Genomic DNA, 21,571 nt, shown 5'->3' on the forward strand with positions numbered 1-21,571 from the left:
ACGATGGCGGCGCCCGCGGCGCGGCCATCCTGATCTCCGCTGCGAACAGATACCTCCGGTCAGATGAACGGCTTGCCACCGGTGACGGCCAACGTCGCCCCCGACGTGTAGCTCGAAAGCGGATCGGCCAGCATGACATAGGCCGTCGCGAGCTCGGCCGGCTGACCGGCGCGCTGCATCGGCACCTGCTTGCCGAAGTTCTTGACCCTTTCCTCCGACATGGTCGAGGGAATCAGCGGCGTCCAGATCGGCCCCGGGGCCACCGCATTGACCCGGATGCCCTTCTCGGCCAGCATCTGCGCGAGCCCGCCGGTGAAATTCTGGATGGCACCCTTCGTCGTGGCGTAAGCCAAAAGGCTCGGGTTCGGCATGTCGGAATTCACCGAGGCCGTGTTGATGATCGCGGACCCCGGCCGCATGTGGGGGACGGCAGCCTTGGCCAGATAGAACATGGCGTGGATGTTGGTCTCGAACGTCCGCCGCCATTCGTCGTCGCTGATATCTGCGATGTCCTTGAACGTCGCCTGATGGGCGGCGTTGTTGACGAGGATGTCGATGCCGCCGAGCTCTTGGACGGTGCGACGCACGATGGCGCGACAATGCTCGGGATTGCTGATATCGCCCGGGATCAGGACGGCCTTGCGTCCCTCCCGCTCCACCAGCGCCTTGACCTCGGCCGCATCCTCGTCCTCGTTCAAATAGGAGATGACGATGTCCGCGCCTTCACGCGCATAGGCGATCGCCACCGCGCGGCCGATGCCGCTGTCGCCGCCCGTGATGATGGCCTTCTTTCCGGCAAGACGGCCGGCGCCCTTGTAACTCTCTTCGCCGTGATCCGGTCGCGGCTGCATCGCTCGCGTCGAGCCCGGCATCGGCTGCTGCTGCGCAGGATAAGGCGGCTTTGGATAATCGATCATGGACAACTCCCGGCGTTTGCTGCGCTAACGGAGCGCCGCCGAAAGTGTTCCTGCCGTGCATGAGGATAGACGTGCCCCGGCTCCGCGGCGCACCAGGGCTCGCCCGCAGCTTGCGTGAGGCGGGTCGTTCAGATCCGCACTCCGTCTTGCTTCCGAGCGGCCTCGACAACAGGTGAATGCCGCTCACCGATGCTTGCAAAGTTCTCATTTGTCGGCCGGTTCCGCCTCGAAGTAGACTAGCCCCAAAGTCCAAGCTTGCAAGCGCCTTCGAGAGGAAACCACCTCGCGCGTTCATCGCGGCGTGCGTCCTACGCTGGCATTCGTTCGTCAAGGAAACCGTCGACCGCAGCGAAGACCTGCCAGCGATTTTTCTCCATGAATACCGAGTGCGTGCCGTCGCCGATCTCGATCCAGCGGCGATACGGCGCTGCCGATAGCTTGCTGAACACCGTTTGCGCCATATCCATCGGGCAGTCGCGATCCAGGTCGGCATGGACGATCAGGACCGGCATCGTGAGCAAGGAAGGATCATAAAGCGGCTTGCCGGATGCCCAATATTCGCGGCTGTCCTGAACCGTTCCGTTCGGCGCCCGCAGCTTGTCCGACCCAAGACCCGTGTTGGCAAAAGTTGCCTCCGCCCACGCATTGAACCAGGCCGGCGGCAATATCGCGTTCTTCTTGTCATCGGGAACGCCGTTGAGCCAACGGCTCTTGGCCGCCGATCGCTCGACAACGCGATAGGCGCCGAGGGGTCCGCCGGAATCAGCCGCGCTCGGGGTGGTCCGGAGCCATTGCGGCGCGATCAGAACGAGCTTGTTGACGTGCGCCAGGTTCTCCGAGGCATAGCGTGACATCAGCGTCGTGCCCCACGACCACCCGATCAGGTTGATTCTGTCGACACTTCGCCGTGACCGGATGAACGCAGCAGCACTCGCAACGTCGCGCACAGCGACAGGCGTGCGCACGATCGGCTGATTGTCGGACGCCGGTTCTTCCATTTCTGACGGACGGGTCGACCTGCCGTAGCCACGGACATCGACAAGATAGACGTCATAGCCCTGCTGGGCCAGATGATCCATCCAGGACACGCCATCCAGACGCAGATCGAACGAAGTCGACGCCGGATAGGTCGATCCTGCGACGAACAACACGGTCTTCTCGACCGAAAACCGGACCAGGTCGGACCGTCGCTTGTTGCGAACGAAGAGTTCGATCCCAGAGGTGTCGCTCGGGATCATCATCTCTTCGCTGATGATGCTGTCGGCGATCGATTTTTGCATCTCGGTGTCCTCTCAGGTTACACGAACCGCCAGTCGAACCTATCGCCGCTGCGCGTGACCCGCCCGGCCGACGTGTCGGCGAAATGAGCCGTGAATACGGTCGCTCGATCTTCCGCTGCCTGCTCGAGAAGCCAGCGGCGCGATGCGCGGGCACGCTCGCCGTGCTCACAGAACGCGCTATTCCAGTCCGGACGATAGATCTGAAGCGGCTGATGCATGATATCGCCGCTGAAGAGCGCCTTCTGTCCCTGGTCGGAGAGCTGGACAGCGACGTGACCAGGGCTGTGCCCCGGGGTTGGATGGAACGTAAGACCATCTCCGATCGCGGCCTCGCCATCGACGATTTCAGCCTGTCCGCTCTGGATGACAGGAAGAACGCTGTCCTCGAATACGCCGGCGCTGAATCCTTCCTTGCCAGCCGGGCCGGACCAATGATCGTACTCGGCCTTGGAGAAGACGTACTTGGCATTCGGGAACGTCGGCACCCAGCGGCCGTTGAGGAGTCGCGTGTTCCAGCCGCAATGATCGGCGTGCAGGTGGGTACAGCAGACATAATCGACCTGTTCGGGTGAGATGCCCGCTTCCGCCAGCCGGTCGAGGAAGGGCAGATTCAGCTGATGAAAGCGCGGCAGCATCGGACGGTCCTTGTCGTTACCCGCGCAACTGTCAATCAGGATCGTGTGGTGCCGCGTTTTCAGAACCCAGGTGTGGATGCTGGCGATGAAGCGGCCCTCCGCCTCGTCGAAGCAATCCGGTATCATCAGCGCTCGGTGCGTCTCCAGAACCGACGGATCCCAATTCGGGAAGAGGAAGTCCGGGGTGAAACCCGGACCTCGCATTTCGATAACCTGACGAATGGCAACGTTGCCGATCGCGTGCACTGCGGTCATTTGAAACAGACTTTCTTGCATTGTGCAGATTGAAACGCGACCGCTACGCCGCCGCCGTCGCGATTGACTGGACCTTGGCCGCTGCCGGCCCGGATCGAAGCCAGAACAAGCCGAGAAAGAACGAGATCGCCGAAACGACCATCACGTAGTACAGGCCAGCGTATATATCGCCGCTCGCAATCTGGAAGGCCGCGGCAATCGCCGGCAAGAGGCCACCGAAATAGCCGTTGCCCACGTGATAGCTGAACGAGACCGACGTGTAGCGCACCTGGGGCGGAAACAGATCGGTCATCGCCGATGCCAGCGGACCAAAGATCATGCCCGCGACCGTGCTCAGCGCCGCCAGCACCAGGATGATCATGCCGAAGTTCATCGCACCTGGATCGGCACGGTTCGGATATCCAGCCTCCTCGAGCGCGAGCTTCAGCTTGCCGGTGAACGCCGCGACGTCCGGAGCGTGCCCTGCCGTGGCAACCGGAATGGCCCTGGCGCCGACGAAAACCGTCGCGACCGCGCCTTTTGCTTCGGACCTGGTGGAATAAGGTGCGCCGAACCGTATCAAGGCGTTCTTGGCGATGTCGCACCCCGTGGTGAATTTCGCCGTCCCGACCGGATTGAATTGGAAGGAACACTCCGATGCATCGGCTGCCACGGTGACAGGGACGACGGCTTGCGCCGTATACAGCGCGGGGTTGGCATAGAAGGTGAGCGCCTTGTAGAGGGGAAGGTAGGTGAAGGTGCCAATGACGCAGGCAGCCAGGATGAATATCTTGGTGCCGTAGCGATCACTCAGCCAGCCGAAGAAAATCATCACCGGCAGCGTCAGCATCAGGGCCGCACCGACCAGGAGACTCGCGATCTGCGGATCGACCTTGGCCGTGCCGGTGAGAAACACCAGAGAATAGATCTGAGCACCGACCAGCAGCACGCTCTGGGGGACCACCATCGCAAACATCGCGATCAGCACGCGCTTCAGATTCGGCCACGCCCGGAGCGTGTCGGAGATCGGAGACTTGGAGAGCGTCCCCTCATTCTTCATCTTGAGGAAGAGCGGCGATTCCTGCAGCTTCAACCGAATCCAGACAGAGATCGCGAGCGGCAACACCGAGCTGATGAACAGGATGCGCCAGCCCCAGTCATTGAAGGCCTCGGTCGTCATGCTGGCGCGCATGAGATACACGGAGAGCATCGAGAGAACGAAGCCGATCGGTGCTGAGGTTTGCAGCCAGGACGTCAGCCAGCCACGGCGACCCTGCGGGGCATGCTCTGCGATGTAGGTCGCGGCACCGCCATACTCACCGCCGAGCGCCAATCCCTGGATCATTCGCAGCAAGATCAAGATCGAGGGCGCCCACAGGCCGATCGACGCATAGCTCGGCACCAGGCCGACCGCAACGGTTGCAAATCCCATCATCAGGATCGTGGTGAGAAAGGTTTGCTTGCGTCCGATCATATCGCCGATGCGACCGAACACCAGCGCTCCAAACGGCCGAACGAGATACCCGGTGCCGAAGGTGAGAAGCGCGAAGACGTTGGCCCAAACCGGGTTGTCGCCCGAGAAGAAGTTGACCGAGATGGCCGAGGCCACCGAGATATACATGAAGAAATCGTACCACTCGATGACCGTACCGACGGTCGCCGCGATCATGACCCTTCGCTGCAACTCGATGGTGGGCTCTGCCGCACCAGGACCGGCGTTTGGTAGATTCCTCATCATTACCCCCGCAGCTGTCTTGTCCGCTTTCGCGGCACATATGACCCGGCTTGCGTTGATGACCGCTGCCGTGTGATATTTGAAATCGATAGATGAGATAGGGGGTATAATCCTGATGAATATCAGGGGGCATGATATGCCGCTGCTCGTGTCGCTCACGGTGATGCTCGATGAGCGGAACATCACCCGTGCGGCAGCGCGGCTCGGCATCAGTCAACCGGCACTTTCCGCCCAGCTGGCGAGGCTGCGCGATCTATTCGAGGATCAGCTGCTGACGCCTGCCGCATCGGGGAAAGGCATGGTTCTCACCCCGCGGGCAAACGAGCTCAGAGAGCCCCTGCGACTCGCGCTTCAGAATGTGCAAGACGTTATCGGCACACCGTCTGGTTTCGACCCGAAGACATCGGATCGCACTTTCACGATCGGCGCGAACGACAACGCAACCGCCATTGTCGGATCGCGGCTGGTCTCATTCTCGCGGCGGGACGGCTTGTCGGGCATCCGGTTCGCTTTCCGGTCGATCGATTTGACGAAATTGGCCGGCCAGCTCGAGGCGGGAGATCTGGATGTCGCACTGGTTTCCAAAAATGCAGCACCAAACGGAATGCCGTCCCAGCCGCTGCTCGAAGAACGATTCATGATGGCCCAGCGCAAGGATCATCCGCGCGGATCGCGACGGCCTACGATGAAGGAGTACTCGCGCCTGGAGCATGTCATCGTTTCGGGAGAAGGCGGCGGCTTTCGCGGCTTCATCGACGATGTCCTGGCGAAGGACGGGTTGACGCGCCGCGTCGCTGTGTCGGTTCAGCACTACAGCGTCGTGCCGCTATTGCTGCAGTCGACCGACCTCGTCTGCACACTTCCGCAGCGCTTTCTCAGCCGCTACCAGGACGTCTTGCAATCTCTGCCCCTGCCCTTCGATACGAGGCCCTTTACGCTGCACGCCACTTGGCACGCCAGATTCGACAACGATCGCGGCCATCAATGGCTTCGGCAGCAACTCAAGGACTGCGCCACCTGACGACGAGAGCTGAACGCGCCGGAGGCGAAGTCCAGGAGGATCACCGCTGTCTCTTCACCCGCTCCCATCACCGTCAGGCGGACGCGCGCCGCCATCCGATGCTACCCCTTCTTCTCATCAAGCAGCTTGGCCACACGACGCAAACCAAGCAGATAACCCTGAGTGCCGAACCCTGCGATGACCCCATCGGCTCGTTTAGAGACGAACGAGTGGTGGCGGAATTCCTCGCGCTTGTGCACGTTGGAAATGTGCACCTCGATCACTGTCCCCTCGAACGTATTCAAGGCATCCAGGATGGCGACCGACGTATGGGTGAACGCCGCCGGATTCATCACGATACCGGCAGCCGTCTCGCGCGCCTCGTGGATCCAGTCGATCAGCTCGTACTCCCTGTTGGATTGATGGAAGCGAAGCTCCAGGCCAAGCTCCCCGGCCAGCGTTCGGCAATCGCGCTCCACGTCCGCAAGCGTCTCGTGGCCGTAGATCTGGGGCTGGCGCTTGCCGAGCAGGTTCAGATTTGGCCCGTTCAGGACGTAGACAAGACGACTCATGAGATAACTCCGTTCAATGATGGGCAAGGATCTCGCCGAGGAACTGCTTGGTGCGGGCATGCTGAGGATTGCGGAAGAAGGCGTCGGGCGCGCCTTCCTCGATGATCTGGCCTTCAGCCATGAAGATGACGCGATCGGCAACCTGGCGGGCGAAGCCCATCTCGTGGGTGACGCAGATCATGGTCATGCCATCATTGGCCAGGCCTATCATCGTATCGAGCACCTCCTTGACCATCTCAGGGTCGAGCGCCGAGGTCGGCTCGTCAAACAGCATCACCTTCGGCTGCATGCAGAGCGCCCGCGCGATCGCGACGCGCTGTTGCTGACCGCCGGAAAGCTGAGCCGGATATTTCTCGGCTTGGTCACCGATGCGCACGCGCTCGAGGTATTTTCGCGCGGTCGCCTCCGCCTCGGTCTTGCTGATCCGGCGCGCGCGGATGGGCGCGAGCATACAGTTCTGCAACACCGTCATATGCGGAAAAAGGTTGAAGCTCTGAAAGACCATGCCGACGTCCTGACGTACGACATCGATGGCCTTGATGCTGTCGTCCAGCCGATGGCCGTTCACCACGATGCTGCCCTGCTGGATCGGCTCCAGGCGGTTGATACAGCGGATCAGCGTCGACTTGCCCGAGCCGGACGGACCGCAGAGCACGATCTTTTCACCTCTGCGCACGGTGAGATCGACGTCGCGGAGAGCTTGGTACCCGCCGTACCACTTCTGGACGCCCTTCATTTCAATCAGGATCTGGTCCTGCATGCTGGTCTCCGCCGTTGAGCGGCGGCCGACGCGGATCGCCTCGGCCGCTCGCAGTGCCTATTGGACGGTGAAGGGAACGCCGGGGACAGAGTCCGGAAAGACCGGGACCGGGACCTTCATCCATTTGGCGTAGAAAGCGGCCAACTTGCCGTTCGACTTGATCTGGTCGATGAACTTGTTGGCCGTCTCGTTCCATTCCTTGTCGCCCAGGCGGGTGCAAGCGCCGTTGTAAAGCGCGGTGAAGTGAAGCTTGGGCTCGAAGCCGAGTTCCGGCTTTGCGGCGTTGAGGCGCTGCGGATAAAACAGGTTCGCGCCGACTGCCTGGACCTGGCCGGAGAGCAGTGCCTGGATGGTGGCGGCATCATCGTCGAACCTGCGGATCTCGGTCCCGGACGGCGCGTTGTTGGTCACCTGAGTATCCTGCGTGGACGACCTGGGAACGCCGATGACGAACTTCTTCATGTCGGCATTGCTGTTGATCGGCGTTGCCTGGGCGGCGACCAGCGTGATCTCGTTGGCGACGTAGGGCTTGGAATACTGCACCGCCTTCGCGCGCTCGGGCAGCATGGCCATGGTTGCGAAGAGAATGTCGACGCGGCCCGTGGTCAGCGCCGGAATACGATTGGCCACCGCCAGCGGGACGAACTCGGCTTTCACGCCGAGATATTCAGCGAAGGCACGCCCCATGTCGGCATCGATGCCATCCTGCTTTCCCGAGCTATCCACATAGCCCCACGGTGGATTGTCGCCCTGAATGCCGATGACGACGACGCCCTTCTTCTTCACGTCTTCCAGAGTGCCCGCCTGCGATTCGCCTGCGACAGCGATGGCCCCCAGAGTCAAAAGCGCAACGCCGAGCCGGCGACGATTGAGTGAAAACAACATGAAATTCCTCCTCCTTGTAATGGCTGTATTGATTGAGCAGGTGCGCCATTCCTACCTTTGACTGGCCAGGGCGAGCCTGGCTTCCATCCGGCTGCCCCACCACGAGAGTGGCCAGCAGAGGATGAAATACATTGCGCCGACCACGCCGAAGACGAGCAACGGCTGGAAGGTCTGGTTCGATACGATTTGGCCGGCGCGAGCGAGTTCGATGAAGCCGACGATGGCAGCGAGCGAGGTGCCCTTGATGAGCTGCACGAGATAGCCGATGGTCGCCGGCAGCGAGATGCGGATCGCCTGCGGCAGCACGATGTCGCGCATGCGCGACGAATAGTGCAGACCGAGCGCCATCGCTGCCTCGGTCTGGCCACGCGGCACGGCCTGGATCGCTCCGCGCCAGATCTCGCCGAGGAAGGCGGAGGCATTTACGGTAAAACCGATCGCCACCGCGACGAACGCGTCGAGCTTCAAGCCGGTCAGCGCCAATCCGTAATACACGACGAAGAGCTGCAGCAGCAGCGGCGTGCCCTGGAATATCCCGATATAGATGCGGGTAATCCACTCCACGCCCCTGTGGCCGCAGGTGCGCAGCAAAGCGATAGCGAGCCCCGCCGTGCAGCCACCCACGAACGCGACCAGCGTCAGCAGCACGGTCCATTGCAGACCACGCAGCAGGAAGCCGAACTCGGGAAGACCAAAATGCGGTGTCATGATCGCCTCCCTCAGCGTGTCGGATATGAGAAGAAGCGGTGAGAGATGATCGCAAAGCCCAGCATCAACAGCCAGGAGATCGCGAGGTAGAGGAAGGTGACGGAGAAGTAGACCTCGAAGCTGCGGAACGTGTCGCTTTCGATGCGCTGCGCAACCGACGTCAATTCGTAGGCCGATACCGCCGAACAGATCGACGAGGTCAGCGTCAGCATGATGAACTGGCCCGTCAGCGAGGGGTAGATCGCGCGAAGCGCGGGCTTGAGCACGATGAACCGGAACACCTGCCCTTTGTGCAGTCCCAGCGCGTAGCCGGCCTCGACCTGTCCCTTATGGATGGATTGCACCCCGCCGCGGATGATCTCGATGGCGTACGCGCCGCCATTTACGCCGAGCGCGATGATGGCGGTGACTGTCGGATTGAGCTTCAATCCGACGAGCGGCAGGGCAAAGAACAGAAAGAAGATCTGCACCAGAAACGGCGTATTGCGCACGATCTCGACGAAGCCGATCACGAGAGCACGCAACCAGGCCGCCTTCGAATCGCGTGCCGCGACGCCGGCGACACCGATCAACATTGCGAGTGTCATGCCGGCAAGCGCCAGGCCCAGCGTACCCACGCACCCCCACAGCAGCGCGGGCATGGCATGCCAAACCACCGAGAAATCGAGCGTATAGCCCATCTTGCGTTTCCTCTCGGGCGTTGTACGTGCCGCTCGCCCATCGGCCGGGTGTCACCCTCCCAGGGATGCAAAGGTCGCGAAGAAGACGTCCGGATCAGGTGAGATGCCCGTGAATAGGCGGAATGCTTCGGTGCCCTGGAAGATCGCCATGCCACCGCCGTCGACGGTGCGGCAGCCGAGGGCGCGCGCCGCGCGCAGCAATGCGGTTTCCAGCGGGAAATAGACGATCTCAGCGACCCATAGATCGGGACGCAGCAGGGAAGTCGGCAGCGGCGTGCCCGGATATTTGTCCATGCCGATCGGCGTCGCGTTGACAATTCCGTCTGCGGCAGCAACGGCGGCCGCGATATTCTGGCCGACCTTCAAGCGCCCTTCTGCAAATCGCGGGGACAAGCTGTCGACCAGGCTCTGCGCCTTGGCCACGTCGACGTCGACAATGGTCAATTCCCGCACGCCGAGCTTCATCAGCGCGAACACGACCGCTGCGCCCGCACCGCCCGCGCCGAATTGGACGACGCGGCCGAGCGGCGCACCTTGCATGTTGCGGCGAAAGTTCTCCGCGAAGCCGAACCAATCGGTGTTGTGGCCGCTCATTCGACCGTCCCTGATGACCACGGTGTTCACGGCACCAAGAGCCTCGGCGTCCGGCGCAAGCTCGTCCAGGAGCGGGAGAATCGCCTGCTTGCAGGGATGGGTCACGTTCAGCCCGTCAAAGCCCATCCGCTTTGCCGCCGTGAGCAATTCCGGCAGCGCTTCTGCACCGAGTTTCAGCTCCGTCAGGTCGATCTTCTTGTAGAGATAGCGGATGCCCGCGGCATCAGCGGCCGCTTCGTGCATCGGCGGGGTGCGGGACGCCGCGATGCCGCTGCCGATCAGGCCGACGAGGAAGCTGGATTTCGGATGCATGCTCGGCATCGCCGGTCAGCTCAGGGGGACGGTCAGTTCGGCGATGACCTGAGCCGTGCTCGGCCTGACGCCGCGCCACCAGGCGAAAGCTTCGGCCGCCTGTTCCACCAGCATGCCGACGCCGTCAGCCAGCCTGGCGACACCTTCGGCGCGGGCCGCTTGCAGAAAGGGCGTCAGTCCTTTGCCATAGGCGAGTTCGTACGCCAGCTCCGCACCACGGAAGACATTGCCTGGAAGCGGCGGCATTTCACCGCGCAGGCTGGCCGATGTCGCGTTGACCACGACGTCATAGCCTTCGGCAAGGTCGGCCAGTTCGGCATAGCCGCTGACGATCAGGGGACCACAGCCGGCAAACTCTTCGGCCAATGCCACCGCTTTCGACAGCGTTCGGTTGACCAGAACCAGCTCGGACGGCTCCTGGCGCAGGAACGGCAGCAACGCGCCGCGCGCCGCTCCTCCGGCGCCGAGCATCAGGACGCGGCGGCCGGCGAGTTTGAGACCGAGATTGGCCGTGATGTCACGCACGAGGCCGATCCCGTCGAAATTCTCGGCAATAATCCGATCACCGACGAACTTCAGGCAGTTTGCGGCGCCAGCTCGCTCGGCGCTTTCCGAGAGCTCGTTGGCGTATTCGAACGCATCGAGCTTGAACGGAGCGGTGATGTTCAGCCCCTTGGCGCCCTCTGTCCGGAATTGATCAACCCGTTCGGTGAAGCCGTCGAGCGGTGCCTCGATCGCCTCATAGACGAGGTCCTGTTCCGTCATCTTGGCGAACGTGCCATGGATGAGGGGTGATTTGCTGAAGCCGATCGGATTGCCGATCACCGCATAACGATCGCTCATGGCTCACTCCTGCACTGCGGCTTCGTTGTAGAGGACACCGTCACGCACCATCGCCTCGACGAGCTCGGCCGACAGACCCAGCGACTCTGCAATGCGGCGATTGTCCTGGCCGAGCAGTGGTGCCGGCCTGCGCACCGTGGTGTCGCAATCGGAGAACCGGAATGGCAGGTTCGGCAACGTCACCTTGCCGAGGACAGGATGCTCCTGCTCGACCAGCATGCCGCGCGCGTGGATCTGCGGATCCTTCACCACCTCTTCGATGGTCTGCACGGGAGCCGACGGCACACCTGCTTCGTCGAGGGCCGCGAGGCAGGCATCCCGGGACGGCTGTGACAGCGTCCAATTGCGCACGATGTCCATCGCTTCGGCATAATGGGCGTTCCGCGCGGCAGGCGTGGTGAAGCGTTGGTCGGATGACAAGCTGCTTCCTCCGATCAGCATCGCCAAGCGCCGCCACGCATCGTCGACTTGCGCCGCGATGACGAGATTGCCGTCCCTGGCCGGAAAGACGCCGTAGACGGTCGAGTCCGGCTGTCCGCTGCCGGTCTGCTTCGGCAGGTCGGCACCGCCGGAGAGGAAATAGCGCTGCACCGCATAGTCGTGCATCGAGACCATGCAGTCGTACAGTGCGAGATCGATATGCTGGCTGCGTCCGGACGACACGCGGCCAACCAGCGCGGCATTGATGGCAGCCACACCGTGAATGCCGGTATACATGTCGGCCAGCGGCATCCGCAGCAGCGGCGGCGCTTCACCGGGGGAGCCCAGTTGTGCCAGGGCGCCCGACATTGCCTCCGCGATCAGGCCGAAGCCCGGACGGTCGGCATAGGGACCGGTGTGGCCATAGGCGGAAACCGAGCAATAGATCAGTCCGGGATTCCGCGCCGACAGCGCCTTGTAACCGAGCCCGAGGCGCTCGAGTGCGCCGGGGCGGTAATTCTCGATGAATACATCTGCCGTGTCGATGAGCATCATCATCATGTCGAGACCGCGCTTATCGCGCAGATCGATGCACAATCCCTGCTTGCCCATGTTCTGCTGCAGGAAGTAGCCGGATTGTCCGTCCTTGAAATAGCCGTGGGCGCGGCCCGCATCGCCTGCCTTCGGACGCTCCACCTTGATGACTTCCGCGCCCATCGCGGCGAGGCAGCGGCCCATGAAGGGCCCTGCCAGGAAATGGCTGTAGTCGATGACGCGGATGCCTTTGAGGGGTAGATCTTGCGCGGTCATGCCTGCTCTCCTGCGGCCTTGGCCTTAGAGCGCATCGGAATCATCAGCCGATGCTCACCGAGCTGCACCACCTCCCCGCGCTGATTGATCAACTCCGAGGGAAGCACCACGATGCCCCACCCTTCGCGCTTGGTGGTTCGCATTGAACCGACGCGAAACTTGACGTGGACAGTGTCGCCGAGCTTGATCGGCAGCTTGAAATCCCATGTCCAGCCCAGCGACATTCCCGGAAGGAAGCGGTAGTCGGCACGGGTCTTCAAACCGTCGGCCAGCGACAGACCAAATAGCCCGTGCGCGACGCGCGTACCGAATGGTGTGGTTTTGGCGTATTCCTCGTCGACGTGGACCGGCGTGAAATCACCCGTCAGCTCGGCATAGGCATTCACCATCGCCTCGGTGACCGTCACCGAGGGTGTGACGCATTCGTCACCGACCTTGGCATCGTCCCAATAGCGCTCGACGGTCATATCGTGTCTTCCTTAGGCTCGTGGATTGATCGCAAGGGCCGCTTCCACGGCGCCTGCGCTGGCTTGCAAGATCTCGATGTTCAGGCCGCCCGGCAGTTCGAGCCAGTTTGGTCCGGCAGGCAACGCCTTGGCGCCCCACGCGGCAGCACGGGCGAGTACGCCTTCGTAATCGTCGACCATGATGCCGAGATGGGCGAGACGCCCCTCCGGTCCGACGAAATTCGGGTCGTCGATGAGCTGCACGCTTCCGAGCACCCAGACCTGACGCGGCCGGGCACCATCGGCGGGTTGCTCGTCTCGGATAGTGAGACCAAGCACCTCACGAAAGAAGTCGACGTGACGATCAACGTCCGGCACGCGGATCGCGATATGTTCGACATAGGCCCGCGGTAGCGACATCGCCTCAGGCCTTTCCTGGATAATCGCTGCGGGCGTATTCAAGCCCCTTGACCAATGCGACGAGGGTGGAATTGACGGGGGTCGGCACGTTGAGCTTGGCGCCCCAGCGCACGACCGAGCCGTGGATGTAATCGACCTCGGTCAGATTGCCGGACTGCAAGCTCTGCAGCATCGACGTCTTGAATTCGGGCGGCAGTCCAGCGGACGCCATCGTCCAGGCACGGCGCGGATCGGCAATCGAGATCTTCACGCCGGCAGCCTGCGCGACCGCGATGCCCTCCGAGATTGCGGCCAGCGCGCAATCTTCCAGGATCGGCAGCGAATAGAGGCCGCCATAGGTGAGACCGGTCACGGCGGTGATTCCTCCTCCGGCGACGTTGATGAACAACTTGTCCCACATCGTGCCCATGATGTTGTCGCTGAGCAGCGTGAGAATGCCGGCACGATTGAAGGTCTCGGAAATCCGCTGTGCGCGTTCCGTCAAGCGTCCATCAAGCTCGCCGATGATGGTTTCCTTGCCGACGACCCCGGAGCGAACATGACCGGGGCCGAGCAGCACGCCGCCAACATAGGTCTTGCCTGCCATCACGCGGTTACGACCGACTTCCTCCGAAAGGATGTCCTCGTGGCCAAGACCGTTCTGGAGCGACATCACAACCGTCTGCGGCCCGATGATCGGCGCGGCCGATCGGATCGCATCCCGCGTGTGGTAGGATTTGACGAGGACGACGACGAGGTCCGCCACGATGCCGACCTGGGTCGCCGAGGTACAGGCGGAGACCTTCACGACGGTCTCGGCGTCACCTTCGAGCATCCGCAGACCGCTGGCGTTGATCGCGTCGATATGGGCCTGAAACGGATCGATCAGCCAAACTTCGGCACCACCGCGCGCCAGCGCGCCACCGATGGTCGAGCCCAAGGCTCCCGCTCCGATAAAGCAGATCCTCATCCGAACGCTTCTCCCTCGCCCATTTTGGCGTTGGAAGCGTGCTAGCAAGCCGCTTGATATTTGGATATGCTATGATCCTTATAACCATTATTGCGAAACGCAATGAAGCACCTGGACCTCTCCGAGGCGAACCTTTTGGAGCCGCGCCTGCTCAGGCTGTTTGACGCCCTGTTCACCACCGGCAGCGTCACCAAAGCAGCCGAGAAGCTCGGCCAAAGTCAGCCGACCATTTCGATCTGGCTCGCGCGCCTGCGGAAAGAATTGGACGATCCGCTCTTCATCCGGTCTGCGGAGGGAATGCTGCCGACGCCGCGCGCCGAGGCTCTCATCGGCACGGCCAGACAGGCGCTGGAGATGCTGCGGCGTCTGGCGGAGCTTCGCACCGAGTTTGATCCGGCGACTGCAAAGCGCCGCTTCGTCATCTGCATGACGGATGCGAGCCACATCACGCTGCTTCCCGCCATACTCGCCCACGTTCGCCGTGCTGCGCCCGGTATCCGCATCGAGGCAGCGCAGATCGGCAGCGATACGCCACGAATGCTGCAGTCCGGCGAGGCCGATCTGGCGCTCGGTTACATCTCGGATCTCGACGCCGGACACTTCCAACAAGCACTGTTTCCGCAGGATTGGGTCTGCCTGGCGAACGCAGGACATGCCCGGATCCGCGACCGCATCACGATGAAGGATTTCAGGCGTGAGGCGCACGTCCTCATTCGCTCCGGCACCGGACATCAATTGCTCGCGGACGCGCTAAAGCAGCAGCAGCAGATGATCCTCGATGTTGCGCTGGAGCTCCCCGGCTTTCTGGGGTTACCCGCAATCGTCGCAACGACCGACCTGATCGCCACCCTGCCAAGGCACATCGGCGAAACGTTGGCTCACTATTACGGACTGCGCGTGCTCGATTGCCCGCTGGCGATCGCCGGCTTTACGGTCAAGCAATATTGGCACGCCCGCTTCCATCACGACCCGGCGAGCCAGTGGTTGCGTGATTTATGCGGAGAGCTGTTTCAACAGCAGGACGTGCGGGGCCTGCATCGTTCCGGTCGGCCACGGAAACGAAGGCCGCGCGAGGTGCAGCCGTAAGCCGCGCTTTCGTGACCGGCCCCATTTCCCCGGATTGCCCGGATCTCGTGAGAACGATGCTGCAAGCCTCTGCTCTACGATTTCAAATCGTACTGACCCGCCATCTCCTCGCAGGTCAGAAACGAGATACCGGGTAGATCTCGTAGCCACGACAAGAGCCTGTCCAGCAAGATCCCGTTCAGCCCGAGGCGCGCTCCGCCGTCGCCCCGGCGAAATCCAGGACGGGCGCGGCCGCGAGCAGCGCCTTGGTGTAGTCATGCCGGGGGCGATCGAACACGTCGTCGCGCGAGCCCTGCTCGACGATCTTGCCGCCCTGCATCACCACGACGCGGTCGGCGACCTGCTCGACCGCGGCGAGATCATGGCTGATGAACAGGCAGGCAAAACCGTATTGCGCCTGCAGCCGGTCGAACAGCTTGAGCACCTGCGCCTGGATGGTCATGTCGAGCGCCGATACCGGCTCGTCGGCCACGACGAAGGCCGGCTCGCGCACGATGGCGCGCGCAATCGCAATGCGCTGCCGCTGACCGCCGGACAGTTCGTGCGGCCAGCGCGCAGCCAAACCGGCAAGCCCGACCTCCTCCAGCATCGTCTCGACGCGCCTGTCGCGTTCAGCCGACGTCAATTTCGGCACGTGGCGCAACGGTTCGGCGACGATCTCGCCGACGCGCATGCGTGGATCGAGCGAGGAATAAGGATCCTGGAACACGAGCTGCGAAGCCAGGCGGAAATCGCGATCGACGGTCGCGGTCACGTCCCTGCCCCGGAACCTGATCTCGCCGCCGGAGGTCGGGATCAGCCGCAGCATGGCGCGGCCGAGCGTGGTCTTGCCCGAACCGCTGCCGCCGACGACGGCGACGGTCTCGCCCATGGCGATATCGAGATCGACGCCATTGACGGCGGAGACGCCGTTATCGCGGCGGAACAACCGCTGCCGCCCGGCAAAGCCGACCTTGAGCCCGCGCACGCTGACGAGAGGCTCGCCGCCCTGCCGCGCCTTGGTCGCGGCGCCGCGGCGCGGCAGGGCCTCGACCAGACGCTTGGTATAAGCTTCGCGCGGCGAGAACAGGATCTGCTGAGTCGTGCCTGTTTCGACCATCTTGCCCTGGCGCAGCACCAGCGCGCGCTGCGCGTAGCGCGACACGAGGCCGAGATTGTGGGTGATCAGCATCACCGAGGTGCCGTGGTCGCGGGCGAGCCCGACCATGAGGTCGAGCACCTCGCGCTGCGTCAATGTATCGAGCGCCGTGGTCGGCTCGTCCGCAATCAGCAGCTTCGGTTTCAGCAGCATCACCGATGCCAGCATGATGCGCTGGCGCATGCCGCCGGAGAATTCGTGCGGATAGGCGTCGAAGGTCCGTTCGGGATCGCGAATCTGCACGCGCGCCAGCATGTCGAGGCAGCGGCGCTTGATCTCTCGCCGGCTGAGCCGCTCGTGCAGGCCGAGGCCTTCGGCCATCTGCGCGCCGACGCTGATGGCGGGATTGAGCGAGACCATCGGCTCCTGGAACACCATGCCGACAACAGGGCCGCGCAGCGTCCGCATCTGGCGCGCAGAGACATTCGCAAGGTCGATGCCGTCGAGCACGACGCGGCCGCCGGCCGTGCACAGCCCTGGCGGCAACAAGCCGAGCACGGCGCGCGCCGCCGCCGTCTTGCCGCTGCCGGATTCGCCGACGACGGCGAGGAACTCGCCACGCTCGACGGCAAAGGACAAATCCTCGATGATCGCCCCCTTGCTGGCGGAGGCCTCAATGCGCAGATTCTCGACCGACAGCAGCGTCATCCGTGCGCCATCCTGGGGTCGAGGCGATCACGCAGAGAATCGCCAAGCAGGTTGATGCCGAGCAGCGTCAGCGCAATGCAGAGGCCCGGCGCGATCGAGAGCCAGGCCGCGGTCTCCATGAACGGACGGCTCGCTGCAAGCATGTTGCCCCAGGTCGGCGCCGGCGGCGGCACGCCGAGACCGAGGAAGCTCAGCGCGCTCTCGGCGAGCAGCACCCAGCCGAACATGCTGGTCGCGAGCACCGCAACCGGCGCGATCGCGTTCGGCATCACGTGGCGGAACATCGAATAGGCTTCAGAATTGCCGATGACGCGCGAGGCCTCGACATATTCCTTCTCGCGGATCGACAGCACGGTGCCGCGCACGACGCGGACCACCGAGGGGATGTAGGCGAGCCCAAGCGCCAGGATCAGCCCGGCCTTGTTGGCGCCGACCACGATCATCACCGCCAGTGCCAGCAATATGCCGGGGAACGCCAGAAGCGCGTCGTTGACCGCCATGATGATGCGATCGATCCAGCCGCGGATGTAACCGGCCGCACAGCCGATCGCCATGCCGGCGGTCACCGCAAGCAGCACCGTGATCAGGGCAATCACGACACTCGCGCCGGCCCCGACCATGATGCGGCTGAGCACGTCGCGGCCGAACTCGTCCGTCCCGAACCAATGCAGTGACGACGGCGCCTGCAGGCGCGCGCGCAGATTGATGCGGAGCGGGTCGAACGGCGTCCAGAATGCAGCCGTGAGCGCCGCACCGAGCAGGAGCGCGATCAAGGTACCGCCGATCGCGGTGTTGGCGCGCATCCTCATGCCACCGTCACCCTCGGATCGAACAGCGGATAGCAGAGATCGACCACCAGATTGACCACGACATAGATCACCGCCGTGAACAGGAGGCAGCCCTGCACCACGGGATAGTCGCGGGCGAAGATGGAATCGACCAGGAGCCGGCCGAGACCGGGCAGCGTGAACACTGTCTCGATCACGGCGATGCCGCCCAGCAAATGTCCGAGCACGAGGCCGATCAGGGTCCAGGTCGGCGCAAACGCATTGGGCAGCACGTGGCGGGCAAGGACGCGCCATTCCGGCACGCCCTTTGCGCGTGCGTGGGTGACATATTCGAGCCTGAGCACCTCGATCGAGGCGGCGCGCGCCATGCGCGTGAGCACGCCGATCTCCACCATGGTCAGCGTCGCAATCGGCAGCACGATGAAGGTCGCCGCCTGCCAGAAATTCTCCGCGAACGGCACATAGCCGATCACCGGCAGCCATTTCAGCTTGAGGCCGAACAGCAGCAGCAGCAGCAGGCCGAGCCAGAAGCTCGGGATCGACAGCAGCAGCGTGGCGCCGCCGACCACGGAGAGATCGAGCAGGCTGTTCTGCTTCCAGGCGGCGACGAGGCCGGCCGGGACGGCGATGCAGGCAGCAAGCCCGACCGCCACCAGCACGATGACGGCACTGACCTGGAAGCGATCGAGGATCAGCGGCAGCACCGCCAGGTTGTTGGTGATGGAGTGGCCGAAATCCCCGGCTGCGAGCCTGGCGATCCAGTGCATGAACTGAACCGGGATCGGCTGGTCGAGCCCCAGCTCGGCGCGGAGCTGCGCCGCCTGCGCGGGATCGGCGGCATCGCCCAGCATCACCTGAACGGGATCGCCGGGAATGAGCCGGACCAGCGCGAAGACCGCGACGGCGACCAGCAGCAGCGTCGGGATCGTCATGGCCAGCCGTCTTGCGAGGTAACTCAACATCCCGACGCCCTACTCGACCGTGACGCCCCAGAAGCGCGGCTGCGGATAGAGCCAGTCGGCATAGTCCTTGATGCCCTTGCGGAGCGCCGTCAGCTCGGCGCCGTTGAACAGCACGATCATCGGCACATCGGCGATGAAGCGCTTGTGCATCTCGTCGAACAGCGCCTGCCGCTTCGCCGCGTCGTCGATCATCATCGACTGGCGCAGCATCTCCTGGCCCTCCGGATTGTCCCAGACCTTGCGTGGCTGCGCGGCCTTCGGCCCGGTCAGCATCTCGAAGCTCAAGGACGGATCTAGCCGCGCCGAATAGACGAAAGCCATCGACTGGTAGTCGCCGCGATTGTAGCGGTCGAGCTGCGCCGCCCAGTCCATCACCTCGAGCTCGATATTGATCCCGACGGTCTGCGCCATCGCCTGCACCAGCACAGAGGAATCGAACACGAAGCTGTAGCGCTTGTTGGTGATCATCTTGATCGGCTGGCCGCGGTAGCTCGCTTCCGCCAGCAGCTTCTTGGCTTCCGCGATATTCTGCGTGTAGCCGTGCGACTGCGCCTCGCTGTAGAAGGGGCTGCCGAGCGGCAAAGCGGAATTGTTCGCCCGCGCGGTGCCCATCATCACGGCGTCGACGATCTGGGCGGTATCGATGGAAAGCGCGATGGCGCGGCGGATCCGCACGTCCTTCAGCAGCGGGTCCTTGGTCTGGAACAGGATGCCGGTGAGGCCGAGCGCGGGCGTGATGCTGAGCTGCACGTCGGAGCGCGATTTAAGCTCCTCCAGATCGGGAATCGACAGGCTCATGATGACGTCGAGCGAGCCGCTGAGCAGCCCAGCCTTCGCCGCAGAGCTGTCCGGGATCACGTTGAAGCGCACGCGGTCGACCTTGACGTCCTTGGCGCCAGTGTAGCCGGTGCGCGGCTCGCTGCGCGAGACATATCCGTCGAACTTAACGACATCGACATATTGTCCGCGCTTCCATTCGCCGAGCTTGAACGGGCCGGTGCCGACAGGGGCGATCCATTTGCCATCGGGTCCGACGGAATCGCGGTGGACGATGGCGGTCTGACCGCAATCGGGCCGCGCCAGCGTCGGGAGGAACAGTGCCGTCGGCTGATCCAGCGTGATGGCGACGGTGAGCGGATCCGGCGCCTCGATCTTCTCGATGCGCGCAATGCCTGTCGCGCTGAACTCGGAGAGGCAGCGCCATTGCGTCGCCGGGTCGAGCCAGCGCTTCAGCGACCAGACCACGTCGTCCGCCGTCACGGAGGCGCCGTTGTGGAACTTGACGCCCTGGCGCAGGCGGAACGTGTAGGTCCTGCCTTCGTTCGAAACGGTCCAGCTGTCGGCCAGCATCGGGCCGATCGCCGTGTCGTCACGGAAAGCGACAAGGCCCTCCACCACATGCGCGATCACGCCGTCGGTGTTGGCATCGCGATTGGTGCCGGGATCGGTGGAGCGGATGTCGGCGTTGAGCCGCGTCCGCAGCAATGTTTCGGCGCCGGCCCTTTCCGGCATGGCCAGCAAGACCAGCGCGGCCAGACCGACCGCCCAAGCCGGCGATGGCTGACGCCGCCGCATCACGCAGCCCCCGCGGCGGCAGACCGCTCGAACGCGGCCCGCCCGATCTCGTCGATCTCGAGCCGGTACTCGGTGAACTCGCGGTTGAGCGCCGGCAGCGGCGCCGCCTGCATCAATCCGCTCGCCGGCTCCATCAGGATCATCGCCACGGTGGCGCTGAGATTGTTACTGAGATTGCGGCGCGGCGGGCGGCAGACCGACCAGGGATAGGCGAACTCGTCGAACAGGGCGTTCTTGACGGTGTCGAAGGTGATGCTGCCGATGTGCGGCTGGAGCAGATCGCGGACGCGAATGTCGCGGTACAGGCTGTCAGGCGTATTGAAGATGCCGGTGTCCTTCAGCTTGCTGAGCGCGACTGGGCTGAGGAAGTTGTTGGCGTGGACCAAAAGGCCATTCTGCGGATGCACCTGGAAGGTCTCGTCGGGCGCGCACTCGAAATCGATCGCCACGCCCTCGCGATGGCTGACGATCATGTTGTTGGCCGCCGACTTCTTCGTGCAATAGACCGCACGCATCGCCAGCGCGAGATGCTCGTTCTCCAGCACCTTGCGGCGGATCAGCGCCAAGGGCACGCCGGCCTGGCGATAGTCGCGGTCGCTTTCCAGATAGTTCGCGGTGATCGCGATGCCGACGGAATTGAAGCCGCAGCGGCCAAGCGCGCCGGCTTCAGTGAAGGTCATGAGGTCAGGCCCGTCGTCGCGCCGCACCTTCAGCACCACCGCCGTCTCCGCGCATTCGCGCTTCCAGTCCCAGTTCTGGGCGTGGATCAGGCGGCCGCTGGCGGCCGCCTGCGGCATCACGACGACACCGGTGCAGCCATCGGGATCTTCCGGCGTCTTCAGGCGCGCGCGGATCGCAGGGTTTGCAAGCTTGATGATTTCGGTACGGGCGTTGAGCAGGACGACGTCCTCGAACGGAACGTCGGCGCCCTCGGCGATGCCGCGCATCTCCTCGATATAGCTCGGATCAAAATCCTGGATGACCGGCAGATATTCGCGCACCAGCTCGGCAATTCCCTTGGAGTCGAGCGAGAGCTCCTTCAGCTGCGCGAAGTAATGCGTCGTCCCCTTCTTGATGCGGGCCGCCGCCTTCTGCCCGTACTGACGGCCACGCTCGCGCGGAGGACCTGAGATTTCGATCAGCGGAAAGGGTTCGACCATGGGACGCCAAATTC

22 protein-coding genes are annotated in these 21,571 nt (G+C 63.4%); 2 read left to right on the forward strand and 20 right to left on the reverse strand.

The window, feature by feature from the left end:
* Nucleotides 1-59: 59 nt before the first annotated feature.
* The 4 genes from AB7M16_RS09645 to AB7M16_RS09660 all read right to left on the reverse strand — a co-directional run bounded on the left by AB7M16_RS09645 (nt 60) and on the right by AB7M16_RS09660 (nt 4,735).
* Nucleotides 60-917, reverse strand: a complete 858-nt coding sequence (locus AB7M16_RS09645) for an SDR family oxidoreductase (protein WP_172785611.1) — start codon at nt 915-917, stop codon at nt 60-62.
* A gap of 308 nt (nt 918-1,225) precedes the next feature.
* The gene (locus AB7M16_RS09650) at nt 1,226-2,197 is read right to left on the reverse strand and encodes an alpha/beta hydrolase (protein WP_453943753.1); all 972 of its coding nucleotides are present in this window, start codon (nt 2,195-2,197) and stop codon (nt 1,226-1,228) included.
* Between the two features lie 17 nt (nt 2,198-2,214).
* A complete protein-coding gene (locus AB7M16_RS09655) occupies nt 2,215-3,087 on the reverse strand; it encodes an MBL fold metallo-hydrolase (protein ID WP_453943754.1) in 873 nt (290 codons plus the stop codon).
* 43 nt (nt 3,088-3,130) lie between these two features.
* Nucleotides 3,131-4,735 carry an MFS transporter gene (locus tag AB7M16_RS09660; protein WP_453943755.1) on the reverse strand — a complete coding sequence of 535 codons (1,605 nt, stop codon included), beginning with the start codon at nt 4,733-4,735 and terminating at the stop codon, nt 3,131-3,133.
* Between the two features lie 202 nt (nt 4,736-4,937).
* Here AB7M16_RS09660 and AB7M16_RS09665 point away from each other — a divergent pair, with 202 nt between their 5' ends.
* Complete coding sequence (locus AB7M16_RS09665) at nt 4,938-5,822, forward strand: LysR family transcriptional regulator (RefSeq protein WP_246570750.1); 885 nt, start codon at nt 4,938-4,940, stop codon at nt 5,820-5,822.
* Nucleotides 5,823-5,923: 101 nt separating this feature from the next.
* Here AB7M16_RS09665 and aroQ read toward each other — a convergent pair whose 3' ends face one another.
* The 11 genes from aroQ to AB7M16_RS09720 are packed head-to-tail and all read right to left on the reverse strand — an operon-like array spanning nt 5,924 to nt 14,200.
* Entirely contained in the window at nt 5,924-6,373 is a 450-nt protein-coding gene (gene aroQ, locus AB7M16_RS09670; protein WP_439366430.1) for a type II 3-dehydroquinate dehydratase, read from the reverse strand.
* Between the two features lie 13 nt (nt 6,374-6,386).
* Nucleotides 6,387-7,133: an amino acid ABC transporter ATP-binding protein gene (locus AB7M16_RS09675; protein ID WP_246570748.1), complete on the reverse strand. Its 747-nt coding sequence runs from the start codon at nt 7,131-7,133 to the stop codon at nt 6,387-6,389.
* A gap of 57 nt (nt 7,134-7,190) precedes the next feature.
* Entirely contained in the window at nt 7,191-8,018 is an 828-nt protein-coding gene (locus AB7M16_RS09680; RefSeq protein ID WP_453943756.1) for a transporter substrate-binding domain-containing protein, read from the reverse strand.
* 51 nt (nt 8,019-8,069) lie between these two features.
* Nucleotides 8,070-8,726, reverse strand: a complete 657-nt coding sequence (locus AB7M16_RS09685) for an amino acid ABC transporter permease (protein ID WP_271506113.1) — start codon at nt 8,724-8,726, stop codon at nt 8,070-8,072.
* An 11-nt stretch (nt 8,727-8,737) separates the two neighbouring features.
* Nucleotides 8,738-9,406, reverse strand: a complete 669-nt coding sequence (locus tag AB7M16_RS09690) for an amino acid ABC transporter permease (protein ID WP_172785620.1) — start codon at nt 9,404-9,406, stop codon at nt 8,738-8,740.
* Between the two features lie 51 nt (nt 9,407-9,457).
* On the reverse strand, nt 9,458-10,312 hold the full coding sequence (locus AB7M16_RS09695) for a shikimate dehydrogenase (protein WP_453943757.1): 855 nt from the start codon (nt 10,310-10,312) through the stop codon (nt 9,458-9,460).
* 15 nt (nt 10,313-10,327) lie between these two features.
* Nucleotides 10,328-11,155: a shikimate dehydrogenase gene (aroE, locus tag AB7M16_RS09700; protein ID WP_453943758.1), complete on the reverse strand. Its 828-nt coding sequence runs from the start codon at nt 11,153-11,155 to the stop codon at nt 10,328-10,330.
* A gap of 3 nt (nt 11,156-11,158) precedes the next feature.
* Nucleotides 11,159-12,385: a CaiB/BaiF CoA transferase family protein gene (locus AB7M16_RS09705; RefSeq protein ID WP_453943759.1), complete on the reverse strand. Its 1,227-nt coding sequence runs from the start codon at nt 12,383-12,385 to the stop codon at nt 11,159-11,161.
* Nucleotides 12,382-12,852 carry a MaoC family dehydratase gene (locus AB7M16_RS09710; RefSeq protein ID WP_453943760.1) on the reverse strand — a complete coding sequence of 157 codons (471 nt, stop codon included), beginning with the start codon at nt 12,850-12,852 and terminating at the stop codon, nt 12,382-12,384. Before AB7M16_RS09710 ends, AB7M16_RS09705 begins: the two co-directional genes overlap by 4 nt.
* A gap of 12 nt (nt 12,853-12,864) precedes the next feature.
* Nucleotides 12,865-13,251, reverse strand: coding sequence for a VOC family protein (locus AB7M16_RS09715; RefSeq protein ID WP_453947148.1), 387 nt, complete (start codon nt 13,249-13,251; stop codon nt 12,865-12,867).
* A gap of 4 nt (nt 13,252-13,255) precedes the next feature.
* Nucleotides 13,256-14,200, reverse strand: a complete 945-nt coding sequence (locus AB7M16_RS09720) for a ketopantoate reductase family protein (protein ID WP_453943761.1) — start codon at nt 14,198-14,200, stop codon at nt 13,256-13,258.
* Between the two features lie 102 nt (nt 14,201-14,302).
* On the opposite strand from AB7M16_RS09720, the gene AB7M16_RS09725 reads away from it, so the two are divergent.
* Entirely contained in the window at nt 14,303-15,286 is a 984-nt protein-coding gene (locus tag AB7M16_RS09725) for a LysR family transcriptional regulator (RefSeq protein WP_453943762.1), read from the forward strand.
* Nucleotides 15,287-15,464: 178 nt separating this feature from the next.
* Here AB7M16_RS09725 and AB7M16_RS09730 read toward each other — a convergent pair whose 3' ends face one another.
* From AB7M16_RS09730 to AB7M16_RS09750, 5 genes are read right to left on the reverse strand one after another with little or no spacing between them, the layout of a single operon-like run.
* Nucleotides 15,465-17,072 (reverse strand): ABC transporter ATP-binding protein, encoded by a 1,608-nt coding sequence (locus AB7M16_RS09730; protein ID WP_453943763.1) that lies wholly within the window; start codon nt 17,070-17,072, stop codon nt 15,465-15,467.
* Complete coding sequence (locus AB7M16_RS09735) at nt 17,069-17,881, reverse strand: ABC transporter permease (RefSeq protein WP_453943764.1); 813 nt, start codon at nt 17,879-17,881, stop codon at nt 17,069-17,071. The genes AB7M16_RS09730 and AB7M16_RS09735 overlap by 4 nt, the downstream gene beginning before the upstream one ends.
* A complete protein-coding gene (locus AB7M16_RS09740) occupies nt 17,878-18,822 on the reverse strand; it encodes an ABC transporter permease (RefSeq protein ID WP_453943765.1) in 945 nt (314 codons plus the stop codon). The genes AB7M16_RS09735 and AB7M16_RS09740 overlap by 4 nt, the downstream gene beginning before the upstream one ends.
* 9 nt (nt 18,823-18,831) lie before the next feature.
* On the reverse strand, nt 18,832-20,397 hold the full coding sequence (locus AB7M16_RS09745) for an ABC transporter substrate-binding protein (protein ID WP_453943766.1): 1,566 nt from the start codon (nt 20,395-20,397) through the stop codon (nt 18,832-18,834).
* Entirely contained in the window at nt 20,397-21,557 is a 1,161-nt protein-coding gene (locus AB7M16_RS09750; RefSeq protein WP_453943767.1) for a C45 family autoproteolytic acyltransferase/hydolase, read from the reverse strand. The genes AB7M16_RS09745 and AB7M16_RS09750 overlap by 1 nt, the downstream gene beginning before the upstream one ends.
* Between the last annotated feature and the right edge of the window lie 14 nt (nt 21,558-21,571).

Source organism: Bradyrhizobium sp. USDA 372, from assembly GCF_053629095.1.

Excerpts from the sequence above, each read along its gene's own strand:
- AB7M16_RS09720 (WP_453943761.1), bottom strand. The coding sequence starts at position 14,200 with ATGAGGATCTGCTTTATCGGAGCGGGAGCCTTGGGCTCGACCATCGGT.
- AB7M16_RS09750 (WP_453943767.1), bottom strand. The coding sequence starts at position 21,557 with ATGGTCGAACCCTTTCCGCTGATCGAAATCTCAGGTCCTCCGCGCGAG.
- aroE (WP_453943758.1), bottom strand. The coding sequence starts at position 11,155 with ATGAGCGATCGTTATGCGGTGATCGGCAATCCGATCGGCTTCAGCAAA.
- AB7M16_RS09725 (WP_453943762.1), top strand. The coding sequence starts at position 14,303 with ATGAAGCACCTGGACCTCTCCGAGGCGAACCTTTTGGAGCCGCGCCTG.
- AB7M16_RS09655 (WP_453943754.1), bottom strand. The coding sequence starts at position 3,087 with ATGACCGCAGTGCACGCGATCGGCAACGTTGCCATTCGTCAGGTTATC.
- AB7M16_RS09730 (WP_453943763.1), bottom strand. The coding sequence starts at position 17,072 with ATGACGCTGCTGTCGGTCGAGAATCTGCGCATTGAGGCCTCCGCCAGC.
- AB7M16_RS09665 (WP_246570750.1), top strand. The coding sequence starts at position 4,938 with ATGCCGCTGCTCGTGTCGCTCACGGTGATGCTCGATGAGCGGAACATC.
- AB7M16_RS09735 (WP_453943764.1), bottom strand. The coding sequence starts at position 17,881 with ATGAGGATGCGCGCCAACACCGCGATCGGCGGTACCTTGATCGCGCTC.
- AB7M16_RS09745 (WP_453943766.1), bottom strand. The coding sequence starts at position 20,397 with ATGCGGCGGCGTCAGCCATCGCCGGCTTGGGCGGTCGGTCTGGCCGCG.
- AB7M16_RS09675 (WP_246570748.1), bottom strand. The coding sequence starts at position 7,133 with ATGCAGGACCAGATCCTGATTGAAATGAAGGGCGTCCAGAAGTGGTAC.
- AB7M16_RS09705 (WP_453943759.1), bottom strand. The coding sequence starts at position 12,385 with ATGACCGCGCAAGATCTACCCCTCAAAGGCATCCGCGTCATCGACTAC.
- aroQ (WP_439366430.1), bottom strand. The coding sequence starts at position 6,373 with ATGAGTCGTCTTGTCTACGTCCTGAACGGGCCAAATCTGAACCTGCTC.
- AB7M16_RS09685 (WP_271506113.1), bottom strand. The coding sequence starts at position 8,726 with ATGACACCGCATTTTGGTCTTCCCGAGTTCGGCTTCCTGCTGCGTGGT.
- AB7M16_RS09680 (WP_453943756.1), bottom strand. The coding sequence starts at position 8,018 with ATGTTGTTTTCACTCAATCGTCGCCGGCTCGGCGTTGCGCTTTTGACT.
- AB7M16_RS09715 (WP_453947148.1), bottom strand. The coding sequence starts at position 13,251 with ATGTCGCTACCGCGGGCCTATGTCGAACATATCGCGATCCGCGTGCCG.
- AB7M16_RS09690 (WP_172785620.1), bottom strand. The coding sequence starts at position 9,406 with ATGGGCTATACGCTCGATTTCTCGGTGGTTTGGCATGCCATGCCCGCG.
- AB7M16_RS09645 (WP_172785611.1), bottom strand. The coding sequence starts at position 917 with ATGATCGATTATCCAAAGCCGCCTTATCCTGCGCAGCAGCAGCCGATG.
- AB7M16_RS09650 (WP_453943753.1), bottom strand. The coding sequence starts at position 2,197 with ATGCAAAAATCGATCGCCGACAGCATCATCAGCGAAGAGATGATGATC.
- AB7M16_RS09695 (WP_453943757.1), bottom strand. The coding sequence starts at position 10,312 with ATGCATCCGAAATCCAGCTTCCTCGTCGGCCTGATCGGCAGCGGCATC.
- AB7M16_RS09710 (WP_453943760.1), bottom strand. The coding sequence starts at position 12,852 with ATGACCGTCGAGCGCTATTGGGACGATGCCAAGGTCGGTGACGAATGC.
- AB7M16_RS09660 (WP_453943755.1), bottom strand. The coding sequence starts at position 4,735 with ATGATCGCGGCGACCGTCGGTACGGTCATCGAGTGGTACGATTTCTTC.
- AB7M16_RS09740 (WP_453943765.1), bottom strand. The coding sequence starts at position 18,822 with ATGTTGAGTTACCTCGCAAGACGGCTGGCCATGACGATCCCGACGCTG.